The organism is Mesonia sp. K4-1 (assembly GCF_008017825.1).
GTDB lineage: Bacteria > Bacteroidota > Bacteroidia > Flavobacteriales > Flavobacteriaceae > Mesonia.
In genome coordinates, this window is sequence record NZ_VRLS01000057.1 from 226,076 (window position 1) to 244,680 (window position 18,605).

Here is an 18,605-nt window from a genome sequence, read left to right on the forward strand (position 1 = left end):
ACTATTTAAGCTTCTAACAATTGGTTTACCCTAATTTTACCCGTAAGCAATTGCTGCATCAAACCTTTTTTAAGTTGTTGATACGCTTGTTTTTTATCTTTTTGGGTTTGAAGTTTATCGTCAACTTTACTAAGAATTTCCGCAATATCTTTTTGTTCTGAAATTGGAGGCAAAGCCACTTTTAAGTCTTTTAATACTTCTAATCGAATACCTTTTACAGTACTTCCAGATGCTAAATTTAGAATCTTTTCAGAATTACAATTGAACCAATGAAACAAGAAAAATTTATTAAGATTGTCTTTTAAAAACAGTGCTTTTAAATCCTGATTAATTGTCACATCTTTGGTAACAAAGACAGCTTTCCCTACAGCCATTCTTGTTGAAATAATCAGTGTCCAAGCAGGTATTAAATTTGCTGCACTATTATTTAAGCCTGCTTTTGAGATATAGTCAATAGAATCATCAATAATTGAATTTTTCAAATCTTTTACAGTAATCCAAGGGATTTCGGGTTTCCAATATTCTGAATTTTCTTTACTTGGAGTACCACCGCCTTTAATCCTATCCAATAAAACACCTAAATTCTTCACCTCCCAACTTTTAGGGATTTTACCAAGGGGGGAATCTTTAAACTCGGTATGTCCAATGCCTTTGGTGAGCAGACGTTGCATTAAACCTTTTTTCAACTCTTCGCTAGCCGTAATTTGCTGGTCAATCACCGCTATTTTCTTATCTACCGTACTTAAAATATCAGCTATTTTTTGTTGTTCTGGTAATGGTGGGATTGGCAATTCTATACTTTCTAAAGCCGATTTGTTTAATTTGGTTCTTGTTGAACCAATTATATATTTTGTTATATCTCGATGCACTAGGTTATAATGGAGAAAATAGTGATTACCATTTTTTGCCTGCAAAATATGTGCGTGATTATTTACCCAAAACTTACCTTTCATCATATAGGTAATTGGTTTTATTCTATAATCGTGAAAATTACCACCGTCTTCTGCTAATAGCACATAAGTACCATCAAATTTATAATCATTAATGTAATCAACAATTCCGTTAGCACCACAGTAAGGATACTTTCCTTTCATTTTAAAGCGGATTGATGAGCTTAGAGGTTTTCGCTGATTGTTTAAAATATGGCAATACTCTTCAATTTTTTGTATATCCCATTCAGAAGGTATTAAACCTATTGTAGTTCTTCTCCACTTATCCTTCATATCCCCAATTCCTTTAAAAATTCACTTAATTTTTGGTCAATTTCAGCTTCTTGCTGTTCTAAGTCGGCTATCATTTGTTTTACCGCAGCAATATCTACTTCTGGTTCTGGCTCTGTGGTATCTATATAACGAGAGATGTTAAGGTTATAATCGTTTTCTGCAATTTCAGCTAAATCTACCACTCGCATATATTTATCTACTTCCGCGTAAGCGTGATAGGCATTTACAATATTAGCCACGTGCTCTTCTTCTAAACTATTTTGGTTTTTCCCATCTTTAAAAGCTTGGCTAGCATCTATAATGGCTACCTTATTTTTTTGCGCTTCGGTTTTATTTTTATTAATAATCCAGATAGAAGCAGGAATACCTGTATTATAAAACAACTTAGATGGTAAACCTACAATACCTTCTACCAAATCTGCCTGTAAAAAAGCTTTACGTATTTTACCCTCGCTAGAGCCTCTAAACAGTGTACCGTGTGGTAAAACCACACCTGCTTTACCGTCTTGTTTTAAAACGGCAATCATATGTTGTAAAAAAGCTAAATCTGCATACCCTCTTGGAGGGGTACCATATTGAAAACGCCCGTAAGGATCTGTTACCTGCGTGTTATATTTTGGAGTTACTTTTTTCTCTTTACCGTCTTTATCTAGTTTTACTTCTACATTGGTTTCGGCAGGAGTCCACCATTCACCTTGAGAAAATGGAGGGTTAGCAATTACCCTATCAAATAACATTAAATCGTTATTCTCTATATGTTTGGGAGTTACCAAGGTATCGCCTTTTTCTAAACTAGCATCGGTAAAATTATGTAGTAACATATTTAGTTTACCTATTGCCCAAGTGCTTAGGTTTTTTTCTTGACCATAAAGCGAAACATTTATGTTTTTACCTACTTTACCTTCGGGTAATTGAGCAATATAATTGGCAGCTTCTATAAGCATACCACCGCTCCCCATTGTAGGGTCGTAAACCCGTTGCTTGGGTTGTGGTTTTATAAGTTGTACAATAAGCTGCACCACACCACGAGGGGTATAAAATTCGCCTCCTTTTTTACCTGCATCATCTGCAAATTGTTTAATAAGATACTCATAAGCATCTCCCAGAATATGCGGCGATGCTAAATCTGCATTACGCAACGAGTATTGATTAAAATGGCTAAGTAAACGTTTAATGACATCGTCTGATAGTTTGTCTTTATCACCAAACTTAGTAGTGGTTAACACGCCTTCTAAAGAGGTGTTTTCACGCTCAATGGCAGCAAAGGCTTTGTCTAGCTCTATCCCTATATTTTCAGTTACTGTTTTTAGATACTCCCAACGTGCCTCTGGAGGTAAGGCAAAATAAGCATCATCTTCTGCATCTTCACGGCTACTACCATCCTCTTCCATTAATTGCTCTACTTCTTCTTCAAAAGTATCGTTGGTTCTTTTTAAAAATAAAAGACCAAAAATGTAATTTTTAAAGTCCGACGAATCTATGGATCCACGTAATATATTAGCCGACTCCCATAACCAGGATTCGAGCGTATCTAGTTTTAAATTCATGTATTGTATATATGTTTTATATAGGCTGTTGTAAAAATAGAAAAAAGTAGTGAGATTAAGCGGTTACTAGCTCTGCTTCTAATTTTTTGAAGATAGAAATAAAACCTTTCTCTTCTAATTTTTCTGCAATATACTTTCCTAAATTTTCTATTTCAGATTCTTGTAAATGATAGGTTTTAATTGCGAAATGCGCGTAAGCTTTATTTGTAGAGGTATAAAAACTATCACTAATGAGTTCCTTTTCTTGATCGTTAAATTTAATTTTCCCGTAGACCTCTTTATTTTTTAAAGCTTTTCCTTTAAGCTCTACAATTAACCTGATAAAATGCTCTTCTTCTAGTAAGCCATGGTAACTTATGGTAAACATAAGGTCTTTATTTTCTTTATGTTCAAAATAGGTAATCCGCTTTCCTAAATTTCCTTTAGACTCATTGAGTTTTACATTTAATTTTTCTTTTTCTGTTAAGATAGAAAAGCTTTTCTTGATTTCTTCTTCAATATATTCTCTAACCTTATTTTTATAAGTGACTAATTCATTAATTTCTTGTTGAAATTGATAATAAAAATTTAAGTTTTTTGGGTTCATTACAGGTGCGCTTAAGTTGATAATATTTTGATGAAAATCATTTAAAAAAGTTATATATTTAGGTGTTGCCTCTACCAGATAACTTCCTATATTATTATAGATTTTAGTAAGTAACTCTACGTGAGTAAGGTTAATAAAGTGAGCATGATCTATGTATGGTTTGGGTTGTAAAGTTAAGACGATTCCTATTTTATTTTTACTTTGCTTTTGGGTTGAGCTCCAATAATCTTCCAAATCATTTGCTAAGAAATGATATACCTTGTTTTCAATAATAATGGCTGCATCGGTAGACTCTATTACTAAATCTATTCTGCCGTTCTTAAGTGTAGTTTTTTGAGTAAGACAAGTAAAACCCGTATCAAATCTTAGTTCTTTTTTTTGTTGTGTGTTTGATCCTATATTCCCAATTTTCTCTTGAATAAGTTCTAAAAGTGATTGTATAAAAAGATCATGTAAATTATGTTCTTCATTTTCATCTAAGAAAAAAGCATACCAATTAGTAAGAACATCTTCATAATGCGGTTGCTTAGCTATCCCAAAAAAAGTTTGTGGTTTTCCTCTTAGCTTAGGGATATCATTTTCAAGTAAAAACTTTTTTAAATCTTCAAGTGTTTTCTTTTTTTTATTTAATTTTTTCTTCATAAAACTTAGGGTTTATTTATTTGACTTAGTCCTAAAACTGTTGATATCATACTATACTTAAATGGTTTTTAATAAATAAGAAAGATCTTACAGGTATTGCTACACAACTTCAATACTAACTAAACTAATTGATTGCTGTTTACGGGAAACCATATTTAAATTTATAACCTCGACAGTATTATGCTGAATAGAGTTACAAACAGCCATTCAAAAATCAATGTTGTATTGGCCTAAAATAGTTTTATGATGAATCTCATATATCTATTGCTAAAAATTTAAACATAGATTTCTACCTCTCCTCTACTATCTTGTCAAAATTGATCATAGAGCTATTTTTATTTCTCATCAAAGATCGCTTCTCTCTACTCAAATTCAACACATTACGGTATTCCGTAAGGATTACTTCCTAATATTTTAAATTTTTACAAAAACAAATATTCATTAAATATTAGAAGCTCATGAAAAAAATTTTACTACTCTTCGTTATTAGCCTTATCGTTTCTTGCTCTGGTCCTTTAGATAGAGAATACAACGAAGATATGCTCGAAGAAGACGCGAAAGCACTAAAAGAATCAGGTTTAAGTGAGGAGGATACTCAAATGTTAGCAGGTTGGATGATTCGTGCAAAATTTAAAGATATCGACTTAAAAGGAAAAACGTATGGAGAAATTTTAGAGGAAGCTAAAGACTATAAAAAAGAAGAAGAAATTTTAGCTGAAAAAACTAAAAAAGAAGAAGAGGAAAAACGACAACGCTTAAATACAGCACTTACCTTAGCTATGTACGATAAAGGTTACGAAAAATATAATTATGAAGAGTATTTAACCTATAGTCTTGCTTTTGAAAATAAAGCAGCTCAGGATATAAGAGCTTTTACAGGTACATTATCTATTCAAAATCTTTTTGAAAAAGAAATTAAATCCATTAGTTTAACTATAGATGATCCTATTCCTGCTGGTGAAACTTACAAAGGAACTTACACCACTGATTATAATCAATTTAAAGATGAAGATAATATACTTAAATCTAAAGACTTAGATGATCTTATCATCGTATGGACTCCTGAAAAAATAATCTTCACAGATGGTACTAGCCTAGAATAAATGGGCTTAAATAAATGAGTTAATTACGGTTAACCGTAATTAACTCATTATCAAAACATTTAATTTTCCACCTCATTCTAAAACCATTTCTTATGAAAACTTATTATGTAAATAAAAATGCACAAACAAACGGAGATCACGAAGTACATATCGAATCGTGTAGCCAATTACCCAATGATAAAAATTTAATTCTTTTGGGAAAATACAGTAATTGTGATAGTGCTGTACAAAAATCTAAAGAATACTACAATCAAACTAACGGTTGTTATTACTGCTGCCTACCCTGCCATACTTCTTAAAAATCAAGAATCTAAATTTTGCATTTAAGAAAAATAAACTTGGTAAAAAAATTAGGTATAGAATTCAAAAAGACCTGTATAAAAACAGCCTTTCCTAACTTGTATAAATAAAGTGGGTTACTTTAATAAAGAGAAAGGCTACTTCAGGTTACATATATCTCTTCTAATAATTCAATATAACAACTAATATATAATGAAATCAACTATTTCTACCGAATTAAAAAGTCACTTTTTACGGCTATATCAAATGGCCCTTACCGATGATAAATTTGATATCTTGGAGCTTAAAACCTTATATAAATTTGCGGAAGATCGAAACGTACCTAAAGAAGAACTAGACCGTTTATTGTTAAATCCTGTAGATCACACTTCTACTATCCCTAAAGATATCAACACTCGTATAGAGTATTTATATGATTTAGCTTATATGATTCTAGTTGATGGAATCATCACGGAGGACGAAAAAAACACATTGATTAAATACTGTAAGAAATTTGAGTTTTTAGAAGAAAATGTAGAACAGCTATGTGAGTACCTCTTAGATTGTATAAAAAAAGGAATAAGTAAAGAAGATATTATTAAAACTCTAAATAGTTAACCTATGGACCTTAAAAAGCTATTTAAAACCAAACAGATTTCTGAAGATAATGAAACTATAGATACTTTAGAAGATCTTGAACAAATTAGAATTACATATTATCAAAGTGGTTTTGCTGCCTCTACCAAAGCCTCTGGTAAACCTATTGTTCTTCAAGCTTGCTTACAAAATTTATTTGCCAGTTTTGAAGATCAATGCCGTCGACAAGAAGTAGAGCAACAAAAACTAAAACAACCTTATAAAGAAGAACAAGAACGTTTAAAAACCGAATTAAAAAAGTTTGAAACGGGTCTATCTATCTTTGAAGAACAAGCAGTAGAAAATAAACAACAGGTAGAGCAACATCAAAAAGAAATCATTGATGTAAAAAATAATCCTACAAAATATGGCGTTGAAGCAGATAAACGTCCAAAAGCTCAATTTTATATTGGAATACTAGTTTTAATCCCTATTACCTTATACTTGTTAGTTTTCTATGTTTCAGCTTCTTATTCTGCATTTTTCAAAGAGTTTGAAGTAGATGCATTAGTAGCCGCAATTTTCGATAAAGACGCATTTAATAATGCTTTTAACGATAGCTTATTAGAGGGCATTCTTGTTACCACAATTCCATTCGTATTCATGGGCTTAGGTTATGTTATTCATATGATGCAAAAAGGAAAAGGTTGGTTAAACTCTTTAAAATTAGTAGCTCTTCTACTTATAACCTTTGCTTTTGATGCTCTTTTAGCTTATTCAATTGAACAAAAAATTTATGATTTTAATAAAACACTCAATTCTCCTGATTTTGACCTCAGCATTGCTTTACAAGAGGCCCAATTCTGGATGATTATTTTTGCAGGCTTTGTAGTGTATATTATATGGGGGCTCGTCTTTGATTATATTATGAAGGAGTATGAGAATCTAGATAAAATTAATTTGTTTATACAAAATAAGAAAGAAGAAATCAAAAACCTTAGGCAGGTTAAAATTGAACTCAATGATAAAATTTCAGATTTTAAAGGACTTATTTCCGAGGTTAAAGGAAAAATTGAAGAAGTTCAATCTAAGATTAATGGTTTCATATTTCCAATAAAAGAATATTTATTGTACCACAACCAGTATAAAGAAGGTTGGTTTCAAGCTATCAATACTGAAATTGCTCTCCCTACAAAACAAAAAATAGAACTCTTAGAGTCTTGTGACCAAACTACTCAACAACATTTAAAGGATTTAAAACTTGTTGATAATGACATCCAACAACTAATCTATTCAAAAAATTAATTTATGAAACCATATATTTTTATCTTTTTAGCATGCTTGATTATAAGTTGTAAAAGTGACCCTAAACAAGAAAATACTTCAAAAAAGATTACAGATTTTAATCCTACCAAAACAAAGAAAAAGACAAGTCAAAATCTTAATCTTAGTATTCTTTTAGACTTATCAGATCGAATAAATCCGGAGAAATATTCAAACCCCACTATGGAATATTATCAACGAGATATCGCTTATATTAAAATACTGGCAGATGTCTTTAAAAATCAACTTATGAATAAGAAAGTTATTCAGATTGATGATAAGATTCAACTTTACTTTGCTCCCGAACCTGCCAACGCTGAAATTAACTCTATTTCTAACCAACTTAAATTTCATTTTAATAAAGGTAATGTAACCAAAGAAGCTTTAGAAAATCTCAGTCAAAATTACAGCAAATTACCTAAAAGAATTTATGAGCTTGCCATTGAAGATAATCAATATGTTGGCTCCGACACCTGGGGGTTTTTTAAAAATAATATAGAAGATTATTGTTTAGATAATGATTATAGAAATGTTCTTGTCTTACTTACTGATGGTTATATTTATCACCAAAATAATCAGAGAAGAGAACAAAATAAAACAAGTTACCTTACTCCACAATTTATTAGAAAAGAAAAACTTACAAATTTAAATTGGGAAAATAAATTTAAAGAAGAAGGATATGGTTTTATAACCACACCACAAAATTTAAATAACTTAGAAGTTTTAGTATTAGGTATAAATCCAGATCCTAAAAATAATTTTGAGAATGATGTAATAAAAAAATACTGGAGTGAATGGTTAACAAACCTAGGTGTGAAAAAGTTTAAATTGTATAATGCAGACCTTCCTTCAAATTTAAATAAAGTAATTAATGAATTTTTAGAGTAATCCTTAAATAAATTTATATAACTGAAGGAATAAAAGAGAAGGTTTGAGATATCAAATCTTAAATTCAGTAATTATACTTTTCTTTGTTGATACTTATAGTAATATATGTCTATGAAATATAAAATTTCTTCAGTTTTCTTCCCGTTAAAAAAAATAATCCTTTACACCGTCGGAGTATTAATTATTGCTTGTGAGCCCTCTCTACGGCATGTAAATGAAATTCAAGAAAACGAAGATCAAATATATGCCTTAAATGGAAAAGTATTACGTGTGGTAGATGGCGATACTGCAGAAATGCTATATAATAATGAACTCCCCTTAATGATTCGTTTTGAACATATCGATGCTCCAGAGATTAGAGGAAATCAACCCTATGGAATAGAAGCAAAACAAGTATTGGAAGAATTGTGCTTAGGGCAAGAAGTTACTTTAATTACTCGTGCAGAATTTGATATGGGTGGTAGAATTATTGGGGAGATTATAAATGCAAATGGTATCAATGTAAATCAAGAAATGGTAAAAAAAGGTTATGCGTGGCATTTTAAGAAGTACTCTAAGAATACTACCTATGCAACCTTAGAAAAAGAAGCTTCCCAACATAACTTAGGTTTATGGAGACTCGAATCTCCTATGGCTCCTTGGGATTTTAGAAAGCGCTAGCGTAAATAAAAGTTTCGAAATGCTTAAATGTTTGGCTATTTCAGATCATCTGAATCTGAAGAACAAATATACTTATCAATCATATAATGGGTGATCTTTTTAAGAGTCTTCCCTGTTTTAGGATGTAAACCAGGGGCTGTAAAACATTCTACAGTACCCTCCTTACTTTTACCATACCATACCAATACATCACCTTCTGCCGAGAAAAAACGAGTATCGCAATTCACCTTTAATTTTTTAAAGTAGTTGAGATTTTCTTCGTGATAGATTTCTAGCATACCAGCCTTATAAATTTTCGGATCAAAATTTATTTCCTCGTAATGATCTTCATTCCAAATCATCCAGCGCTGCTCTGGATGTGTCCAATAAGCAACTATAAAAAAAGTAACACATAACAAGATAAGTGCCAAAACCCACGAATAATTTTGATGCGGCTTTAGTAATTGATTTTTAGATTTTTTTATTTGTGGTGGGGTCTCTTTTAAAAACTCCTGATAAGACTTATAATTTAAATAAGCACAAAGTCCAGCTACTACCTCTGAATTAATCTGGATATCATCCACTTCTTCTACTTTTTTTACAGCATCATTATAATAATTACGGTAGGTTTTTTCACCTAAATGAAAATCACTGACCTCTTTCACATAATCTGAAAGCAGTTCAGCTCTTTTTTGTTTGGAAGGCTTTTTTATGCCTTGTTGCTCCAATTCTACAAACGCCTTTTCAAAAGCTTTAATGATTAAGTATTTATGTGCCATATTCTGCCCTTCAATTTTTTATTACTGACTTGGAAATCTGAATTCCAAGTATTTTCCAAAACTCTTCCAGCTAATTTCCAGCTAGTTACATCATCATTTTTTTTATTTGTCTTGTCTATGATTAGTGCCTTATCGCAAAGGCTTGCGAAAATCATATACAACTGCGTGATTAACGTAAAAGGCAAAGTAGAGAAGTATTTGCTCTTTGCTTAATCACGCTACTTCTCAACAAGAATAGAGACGTCCTGTTCTTACCTACCATTCTAATAACCACCTAAAAAGGAGGAGGATGGTCCTATGTCTAATCTTTAATTTAAACAAAAATGAAAAAAATATATGTAATAGTAGTTACGGTTTTCCTCAATATCACTTTATTTTCATGTACACCCCAACAGATGGATGAACCACAAAATCCGAGAGCAACAAAATGTTGTGATGAAGAAGGAGATATTCCTCCTACAGTGATCGATAGTACTCAACAAGGAGGCTAAGATAAATACACTTATTTAAATTTAGAGGAATGGTAAAAATTTACTGTTCCTCTTTTTTTTTGCTGAAAGTAGTATATTTTAAAACATACACCTACAGTTAATAAAACATACCTTAAAACCATTACACCTATTGAAAATTATTCGTGAAATCAGCCTGCTCGTCTGGTGGGTTTAAAGTGAAAAGGGCGTAAAATTTTAGGCTGTTTGGGGCAAGTGAGTTCCTAAAATTTAGACTTTGAATAATAAATTAAACCGAGGTTCATAAGCCTCGACATTTATATTAGAGATGAGATATCAGATTTATATTTTCATGATCAAGATAGGTGGACACTCCTCACCATCGATTCATGTAAATGTTTTTTTTGATGAAAAATCTATGAATAAGAAACCCAACTCCTTTTTAAAGAGATTTCTCAGTCGTGCCTTCTTCGAAATGACAAGAATGAGATACTCAATGTAACTCTAAATATTCAAGTGTAGTCTATGTGGCATATCGAAAGTATTCTGTGAAATTTGAAAATCGATGGTCGTAAAATTTTAGGCTGTTTGACCGCAGGGAGTTCCTAAAATTTAGACCTCGGTTGATAAATTTAAGAATAGTTTCGTCAGCCTAGACTTTTTTGGTTCTTTTTTGGGCAATGCAAAAAAGATCAAATACCTATAATGTAAAACAAAATAATAATAAGATTTCTCAGTCGTGCCTTCTTCGAAATGACAGGGATAAGGAAAATCAATATAAAATGAGATGCTAAACAGGATGAGATGCTGAGTCAAGCTCAGCATGACAGTAAATGTCGAATGTCAAGAGTTGAATTGAACTATTTGAAATGCTCAATTTAATTCTAAGCATTCAAGTACGGTATGACGTGGCCTACTTTTAGTTTTCGTAGCAAAACGAGTAAAAGCTGCAGCATTGGGCAGAGGAGTATAGCCTAGCGCAGCGATTGCTATACGCAGGATAAAGTTTTTATGTGGTTTTCAAGAAGGGCTAAAATCAGCCTAGACCTTTTTGTTACTTTTTCCGGCGATGGGAAAAAGTAAAAATACGAATACAAACCATTACACATTTCGAAAATCACTCTTAAAAACAGCCCGTCCGTCAGGCGGGTTTGCTTCTTTTTAGCAATGAAAATTGACGTAGGAAATTCACAAGTACCAATTAAAAATAAAAATCAAGGAGCTAAAAAAGATCAAATACCAATGGAAGTTGAGCTTTCACTTGTTAGATAGAAATTACATTAATGATTCCTTCATTTTACTCATTCACTTTACTATTGCTTAAGTATTCGTGAATCTCTAAAATCGATTTATCTTGATACAAAACGAAGCAAAAGATCAAGACTGACTAAAAATCTATAAGAAAATACTACGAAACCCGCAACCACAAATGAAAAGAACTCAACCTCCTTCCAGTCGGTCTCAAACAGCTTTTCATTTTCTATCCACCGCTGCTTCCTTGATTTTCAATATATTTTTAGATAGGTCAACTTTTATGCAAGATGCAAGAATGTAAAATAAGAGGTAAGATTTAAGATTTCTCTCTATCAATAAATATAAAATAGTCTTAGAAAGCATTCGGCATATCGAAAATTACTCGTAAAATTGGCAGTGCAGTAAGCGCAAAATTTTAGGCTGTTTGAGACCGATGGCAATCGGGTGAGTTCCTAAAATTTAGCTTGCAAACCTACAATTTAGAGTAAGATTCGTAAGCCTAGACCTTTTTGTTACTTTTTCCGGCGATGGGAAAAAGTAAAGGATATAAATAAAAAGCAATACATTATTTGATCCATGCTTATAAAATAAAACAAAATAATAATAAGATTTCTCAGTCGTGCCTTCTTCGAAATGACAAGAGAGTTGAATTTTGAATTGCAAGATTTCTCGATTCCACTCCTTTATAATATCATCAACAGATCCTTACACCGTCATCGAAAATAGCTGAGTTTCGGGTTTCTTTCGCTTTAAGCGCAAATCAAAAGGCATACATACATTTCTTACATAAGCCTTCCCCTTATTTGTGATCAAAAGTTTTTGGGATTCAATGCTAATTAAGCCATCACGCTCGAGCTCTTTAATCTGTACCAAAACATTGGGTAGTTCTTGAAAAAACTGGTTATTGTTCTCCCAAGAGGTTTCAAAATTACACATAAGGTTAAGAATATGTCGACGAATAGTGAGGTCTTCTTCTGTCAAAATATGGCCACGCATTACGGGTAGCTCACCGTTTCGCAATAGCTCATAATACTCTTTTAAGGTCTTTACATTTTGTGCGAAGCCATACCAACTGTCACTTATAGCAGAAACACCCAAACCAATCATAACATCGGTTTTTGAGGAAGTATAACCCATAAAATTACGGTGAATGTTACCTGTTTGTTGTGCCTTGTAGAGCGCATCGGTTTTAAGTGCAAAATGGTCCATCCCTATTTCTACATAGCCTGCCTGCAACAATTTTTTCTTACCTATCTCATATTGCATTCGTTTTTGTTTTGGTGAGGGTAAATGTTCTTCGCTATAACCACGCTGACCGTTTCCTTTTATCCACGGTACGTGCGCATAGCTGTAAAATGCGATGCGGTCTGGCATCAATTCTATGGTCTTGTTAATGGTATTGATGACGTCTTCTTGTGTTTGAAACGGAAGTCCAAAAATAATATCGTGCCCTACAGATGTAAACCCCACTGCACGCGCATCTATTGTGGCACGTTGTACATTTTCAAAAGGCTGAATACGATGGATCGCTTTTTGTACCGTCTCGTTATAATCCTGCACCCCATAACAAACTCTTTTGAATCCATTACGGCTGAACATTTTAAGATGTTCCTGTGTTGTATTGTTAGGGTGACCCTCAAAACTAAATTCGACTGAATCAGCCATATCGGCCATCTCAAAAATGCCAATTAATAAGTCTTCCAGATTGTCAGCAGAAAAGAACGTAGGTGTTCCTCCTCCCAAATGAAGTTGCTGTATTAATGGTCGATGACCGATGATTTCGGCATACATTCCCAATTCTTTTAGTAAGGCTTGAATATAGGGTTTCTCGACCAAATGATTTTTTGTAATGCGCTTGGTGCAGCCGCAAAACGTACACATACTCTCGCAGAATGGCAAGTGAATGTATAAACTGATACTTGATCGTTTATCGCTTAATTGACTGCGTTCAGCACAGCTTCCGCGAAAGCCTAATCCCCGTATCAAACTCTCTTTCCACCCTGTAACCGAAAAACTATCCTCATCCCAATAAGGTACCGTGGGGTAGCTTGTATATCGCGGACCTGAAACATTGTATTTTGAAACTAAATAAGCATCACTTTTCATATCAACCCATATATGTTATTGAGTGGCAAATTTAGTCCGTAGGCGTAGGGTATTTTATGACTTTAGTCAGCTTTACCCACAAACATTACTGACCTAACAGACTCATACCTCTTACAACATGCATTCGAATTTATTATATTTTTTTAATTAAATAATTTGAAAATTCAGGAGTAAGACACGCTATAAATAACACATTTTAAACCTTAAGAATATAACTCTTATAATCAAAAATTTATACTAAAACAGGAATTGGTACAGCCTTGAGTTGCTCTTTATAGAATAGCAATTCTTCTTGAATATGTGTGTATTCTGAAGATATATGGGTTTGAAATACCTGTTGATAGTAGTCAATTCCATAACTCAGATTGTTTTTGAATGCTTGCCATTTCTTGATATGTCTAGCCGTAATGTCTTCGGAAGTATCTTTTATTTCGTTTTTCAGATAGCTTATATACATTTTTAATTCGTTGACAAACATATGAGAGCGATTCGTGGGTGCGAGCACAGAATCATTGCCATAAATATGTTGTATCATTTTCGCTAAGGATATCTTCTTATCAAAATAAGCAATATTAGGACCTGGACAAATCACTACCCCTTGTTGCTGTCCTTTTATATCCATCTCATGTTCCATATAAGAGGCGTTGGCTAGACCTACACACAAACATGCTTTTTCGTTGATGATAGCTTTTTCTTTCTCATACCAGCTTGAAGAGACCTTCCCATTCTTAGCTTCTAAATCTTTTAATTTTTCTGACTGATATTTTTTTGAAGCGGTACAAACCCCTTCAGGTCCGAACTCTTTACTTAAGGCAAGGTATTTTTTAGGGCACGAGCTTCCTGCTTTATTGGCGTCTATACGCTTTTGTTTGTGGTATTCGTTGGTGGTCCCTTTTATAGTATTAAATGGAACGCCTAAAGGTGAAATATTGCTTAAATACAAATCACGCTCCTTAGATTTGGCCAATAAATTACGGGTATATGGGTCTACCGAAGTCGCTTCTGGAACTAATAAAAACGGAGTTCCCCAGCCTACGGAATCTACTTGGTAGGTATCCTGTAAAAATGTATGTTCTGCAGCGGTTCCTACCCCTCCTTGCACGGTAATCTTTAAATCTAAATGATGTATTGGGGTTGGATATTCTTTTTGTCCTAAAGCTTTTACTAAAAGAGCGTGCGTTTCTTGTATTAATGCCTCCTTTTTGTTTTTAAATTCTTCTAGAATTGGTCCCAATAAAAAACCCTCTGTAGCAAAAGCATGACCTCCACAATTTAACCCAGATTCAATTCTGTATTCAGAAATCCAAAGTCCTTTTTTCGCCAAGAATTTACCCTGAATGATAGCCGAACGATAGTCACTCACTTTAAGGATAATTCTCTTTTTTAAACGTCCGTTACTATCTGGAAAAAAATCTCTAAACTTTTCAAAATAACTATATAACCTAGGATTCATACCTGCAGAAAGAACTACCGAAGAGCTTAGATTGCTATTAGCGAATCCACGTAGTGAAGCATGGGCATCATTAAACTCAACCGGTAATTGCTCCCGATTAGCAAAGTTATCTTTATCTACTTTGGTCATAATGTTGACATCGATCTCACCAGGTATAAGATGCTTTTCTAAATAGCTTGCAATAGTAGACTTTGATGCAGGGCTCTCTGCAAGTAAACTAGAAAGACCAGCTTTAAAATTAGACTGATTTGGTAGAATCGTGATCAACTTTTTCAAAGCCGAAGTGTTTTCTGAAAGCTCTGTTTTAAATTTTGAAAATTTAAAATTTACGATTTTCCCTACTAAATTGAGATAAGAAGTAATACGCTTGGCGCGATAATCCTGTTCTTTTTTTGATATTTCTTGATAAGGAAAGTTGAACTTTTTGGAGTATAATGCATTCATTTTTTCCATCAGCTCATCGTCAATAATGGAGATGACTGATGAAATTCCGTAATGAGCAACCCGAATCGGACTGTCTATCGTAAAGGCTAATCCCATGACTGGAATATGAAAGCTATGTATAGGTTGAGATAATTTCATCTTTTTATATTGAAAATTAAACAGCTACAAATATGACCTTTACTATGCTAACAAAAACTGACTTAAATCATAGTTGCTTTTATTAAATAGGAATAAATATCTATCATAAAAACTTGTCGGATGAAGTAGGACTTAGAGCTTATTGATACGATAGAGAGTTTAGATATAACAACACCAACTAGCCTAGCCTATTTTAATTCCTTTTCAATAAATATTTCACATAGACTTACTCCACTATGCTCGCACTATATCGTGGAATATTGTGGTTAGGTGGTAAGAGCGCTCTAGTCTTAGTGTGGACTGGATAGGGCTTATCTATGGGGCATCTATAGGGAAAAGGTGGAGATGAGGTATATTTTTATCCTTTTATGTATTTATTATTCCGTTATTAAATTAATAATCGAGCGTTGATTAGGGATGATTCTATTATAGAAATTTTATATTCTTATTTTAAGGGATCTGGATGTTTAACCCTTCATCCTCTCTTTAAGGAAGAAATTTGGTTATCGATTATAGGAAGTAAACCCTTTATTATTTACTGGAGTTTGTTCATCTTCCACCGAAGAGATTTTTTCCAGCGATTGGAAAAAGTAAAATGATATATTCAAAATAGAAATACTCTTACTTAATAAAACAGCTTCAAATAAAAAACCTCAACTCATTTTTAAACAGATTTCTCAGTCGTGCCTTCTTCGAAATGACAAATAACCTGAGCTAGAACAAAACGAAGGGCAGTAAAAATCTTTATTTTAAAACAATTATAACGGAATCAAAAAATTACTGTCATACTGAGCGTAGTAAAGCGGAGTCGAAGTATCTTTAACTTCAATAAAAAACCAACACCTCTTTAAACAGATTTCTCAGTCGTGCCTTCTTCGAAATGACAAATAACCTGAGCTAGAACAAAACGAAGGGCAGTAAAAATCTTTATTTTAAAACAATTATAACGGAATCAAAAAATTACTGTCATACTGAGCGTAGTAAAGCGGAGTCGAAGTATCTTTAACTTCAATAAAAACACCAACTCTCTTTAAACAAATTTTTCAGTCATGCCTTCTTCGAAATGACAAGTTTGAGATTTACAGTCCAACCCTTCCCCATTTAGATACAGAAACTTAAACTGCATACTCCCCCACTAAATTCTACATTACATTAAACCTATTTTACTTTTTGCATTACCCAAAAAGTAACAAAAAGTCTAGACTGATTTTCCTGAATTTGAAAATCAGCTAAAAAACTTTATCCTGCGGATAGCAAACCGCTTCGCTAGGCTATCCTCCACATCCCCCGCTAAGTTTTTTCTTGATTTTACTACGTTCATGAAAAGTAGGTCACTTCTCTTTCTAAGAAAAATTTACTTTATTTTAATAATAGAAAAAATATTTTTAGAAAGTATTCGGCCTATCGAAAGTATTCTGTGAAATTTGAAAATCGATGGTCGTAAAATTTTGGGCTGTTTGACCGCAGGGAGTTCCTAAAATTTAGATCTCGGTTGATAAATTTAAGAATAGTTTCGTCAGCCTAGATTCCTGCCCGGACCGGTCAGGCGGGTTTGCTTCTTTTCAGCAATGAAAATTGACGTAGGAAATTCACGAATACTTAAGCAATAGTAAAGTGAATGAGTAAAAGAAGAGAACATCAATAAATGTTTATAATATATAATGAAGTAATAAATATATTTCTCAGTCGTGCCTTTTTCGAAATAACAAAGGTGAGATGTTAAACTGGATGAGATGCTAAGTCAAGGTCAGCATGACTTTAGGAAGATTGAGATGTTGAATTTAACTTTAAACATTCAAATATAGCATGATGTGATCTATTGGAGGTATTCTGTAAAACCAGCTTGTTCGTCTGACAGGTTTGAAAATAAATGGACCTCAAATTTTAAATAGTTTGAGAAATCCATTTTTCTTTCTAACAGCATCTACCCTACTACTTAAAAAAAAAATGGTTTTACCTCAGCTTTAAGATTTACAACTTTGGACGATAAAGAATTTTCGTTTTTCTTTTTGAAATCACTAATACGCCTACCTCCTTAGATTGACAGGCTTGTAAAAATCGTTTACAATCTCGCGGCTTATAGAACGCTAATAAACCTAGTTTGTAAGGTAAGTTTAAACTTTCTTTTGAAATGGCTATCCATTTTTCATCTGTAGGGTATAAATGGATTTGAATGGCAAAGTCTAAAAACTTATAAGAACTTGAAGTGAAGACAGCGAGACCTCCCAATACTAACCCAAATATCAGGAGGACGCTAGTCCAAAAAAATAAGCCTCTATAATACCAAAGCATTTCTTGCGTAAAATAAAGCGATAATAGTCCCGCCATTAAAGCAATGGCAATAGCGAAGTTGGCAAACCTAGCTTCTTTCCAATAATTGCGGATGTTACTAAGAGGATGTGATGGTTTTGATTTAAGTCTCTCCTTATACTTTTTCTGAGACTGAAGAAAATCATCGGTTTGGTGATGCTGGCAGGTACTTTCCTCCAAATGCGTATAGATGTTATCTAAATTATAGTGTTCTTTATAAAACTCTTTTAAAAAACGTAAAGCTCTTTCTTGAATATATTTTTCTGCTACACTAGACATGTTAATTTGATGTATATTTTTTACCTCTCTTTGCTTTCATATTATCTAAGCCGAGATACTCAGCTAAAATATCATCCTGTCTTATAAGAATATTACGGAAACCCGTAAGAGCTGCTATAATTCTATTGTATTAGAAAGTTCTCTCGGTTTTACGATAATTAATGAAGTAAAATTATAGAGGTGAGATGTAAGTCTTTGGTTTAGATTAACGAGATAAGACGTATGACCTAGGATTCCTCTCTATCAATAAATATAAAATATTCTTAGAAAGCATTCGGTTTATCAAAAATCGCTCATAAAACCAGCCTGTCCGTCTGGCAGGTTTAAAGTGAAAAGGGCGTAAAATTTTAAGCTGTTTAAACGAAGTGAGTTCTTAAAATTTAGACCTCGAACGATAAATTTAGAGTAAGATTCGTCAGCCTAGACTTTTTTGGTTCTTTTTTGGGCAATGCAAAAAAGAAGAGAACAATCAATAAATGAATGCTTATGATATATAACGAATTAATAATAAGATTTCTCAGTCGTGCCTTCTTCGAAATGACAAATAACCTGAGCTAGAACAAAACGAAGGGCAGTAAAAATCGGTA

14 protein-coding genes are annotated in these 18,605 nt (G+C 32.9%); 7 read left to right on the top strand and 7 right to left on the bottom strand.

The window, feature by feature from the left end:
- Positions 1-5: 5 nt before the first annotated feature.
- The 3 genes from FT986_RS11145 to FT986_RS11155 are packed head-to-tail and all read right to left on the bottom strand — an operon-like array spanning position 6 to position 3,998.
- Positions 6-1,223 (bottom strand): restriction endonuclease subunit S, encoded by a 1,218-nt coding sequence (locus FT986_RS11145; RefSeq protein WP_147865123.1) that lies wholly within the window; start codon positions 1,221-1,223, stop codon positions 6-8.
- Positions 1,220-2,770: a class I SAM-dependent DNA methyltransferase gene (locus FT986_RS11150; protein WP_147865124.1), complete on the bottom strand. Its 1,551-nt coding sequence runs from the start codon at positions 2,768-2,770 to the stop codon at positions 1,220-1,222. The genes FT986_RS11145 and FT986_RS11150 overlap by 4 nt, the downstream gene beginning before the upstream one ends.
- Positions 2,771-2,825: 55 nt before the next feature.
- Positions 2,826-3,998 carry a PD-(D/E)XK nuclease family protein gene (locus FT986_RS11155; RefSeq protein WP_147865125.1) on the bottom strand — a complete coding sequence of 391 codons (1,173 nt, stop codon included), beginning with the start codon at positions 3,996-3,998 and terminating at the stop codon, positions 2,826-2,828.
- 458 nt (positions 3,999-4,456) lie between these two features.
- Between FT986_RS11155 and FT986_RS11160 the strand changes: the two genes are divergently transcribed.
- The 6 genes from FT986_RS11160 to FT986_RS11185 all read left to right on the top strand — a co-directional run bounded on the left by FT986_RS11160 (position 4,457) and on the right by FT986_RS11185 (position 8,827).
- Positions 4,457-5,101: a hypothetical protein gene (locus FT986_RS11160; protein WP_147865126.1), complete on the top strand. Its 645-nt coding sequence runs from the start codon at positions 4,457-4,459 to the stop codon at positions 5,099-5,101.
- A gap of 92 nt (positions 5,102-5,193) precedes the next feature.
- Positions 5,194-5,400, top strand: a complete 207-nt coding sequence (locus tag FT986_RS11165; RefSeq protein WP_147865127.1) for a hypothetical protein — start codon at positions 5,194-5,196, stop codon at positions 5,398-5,400.
- A 193-nt stretch (positions 5,401-5,593) separates the two neighbouring features.
- Complete coding sequence (locus FT986_RS11170; RefSeq protein ID WP_147865128.1) at positions 5,594-5,998, top strand: hypothetical protein; 405 nt, start codon at positions 5,594-5,596, stop codon at positions 5,996-5,998.
- 3 nt (positions 5,999-6,001) lie between these two features.
- The gene (locus FT986_RS11175) at positions 6,002-7,261 is read left to right on the top strand and encodes an ABC transporter permease (RefSeq protein ID WP_147865129.1); all 1,260 of its coding nucleotides are present in this window, start codon (positions 6,002-6,004) and stop codon (positions 7,259-7,261) included.
- A gap of 3 nt (positions 7,262-7,264) precedes the next feature.
- Positions 7,265-8,167, top strand: a complete 903-nt coding sequence (locus FT986_RS11180; RefSeq protein WP_147865130.1) for a hypothetical protein — start codon at positions 7,265-7,267, stop codon at positions 8,165-8,167.
- 111 nt (positions 8,168-8,278) lie between these two features.
- Positions 8,279-8,827, top strand: coding sequence for a thermonuclease family protein (locus FT986_RS11185; protein WP_187248614.1), 549 nt, complete (start codon positions 8,279-8,281; stop codon positions 8,825-8,827).
- Positions 8,828-8,862: 35 nt separating this feature from the next.
- Here FT986_RS11185 and FT986_RS11190 read toward each other — a convergent pair whose 3' ends face one another.
- Complete coding sequence (locus FT986_RS11190) at positions 8,863-9,585, bottom strand: hypothetical protein (RefSeq protein WP_147865132.1); 723 nt, start codon at positions 9,583-9,585, stop codon at positions 8,863-8,865.
- Between the two features lie 323 nt (positions 9,586-9,908).
- Here FT986_RS11190 and FT986_RS15960 point away from each other — a divergent pair, with 323 nt between their 5' ends.
- The gene (locus FT986_RS15960; RefSeq protein WP_187248615.1) at positions 9,909-10,076 is read left to right on the top strand and encodes a hypothetical protein; all 168 of its coding nucleotides are present in this window, start codon (positions 9,909-9,911) and stop codon (positions 10,074-10,076) included.
- 1,917 nt (positions 10,077-11,993) lie between these two features.
- Here FT986_RS15960 and hemN read toward each other — a convergent pair.
- The 3 genes from hemN to FT986_RS11205 form a co-directional block, all read right to left on the bottom strand.
- Positions 11,994-13,394 (bottom strand): oxygen-independent coproporphyrinogen III oxidase, encoded by a 1,401-nt coding sequence (hemN, locus tag FT986_RS11195; protein ID WP_147865133.1) that lies wholly within the window; start codon positions 13,392-13,394, stop codon positions 11,994-11,996.
- A gap of 232 nt (positions 13,395-13,626) precedes the next feature.
- Complete coding sequence (locus FT986_RS11200; RefSeq protein ID WP_187248616.1) at positions 13,627-15,429, bottom strand: hypothetical protein; 1,803 nt, start codon at positions 15,427-15,429, stop codon at positions 13,627-13,629.
- A gap of 1,971 nt (positions 15,430-17,400) precedes the next feature.
- Positions 17,401-18,018, bottom strand: a complete 618-nt coding sequence (locus tag FT986_RS11205) for a hypothetical protein (protein WP_147865134.1) — start codon at positions 18,016-18,018, stop codon at positions 17,401-17,403.
- Positions 18,019-18,605 lie beyond the last annotated feature (587 nt).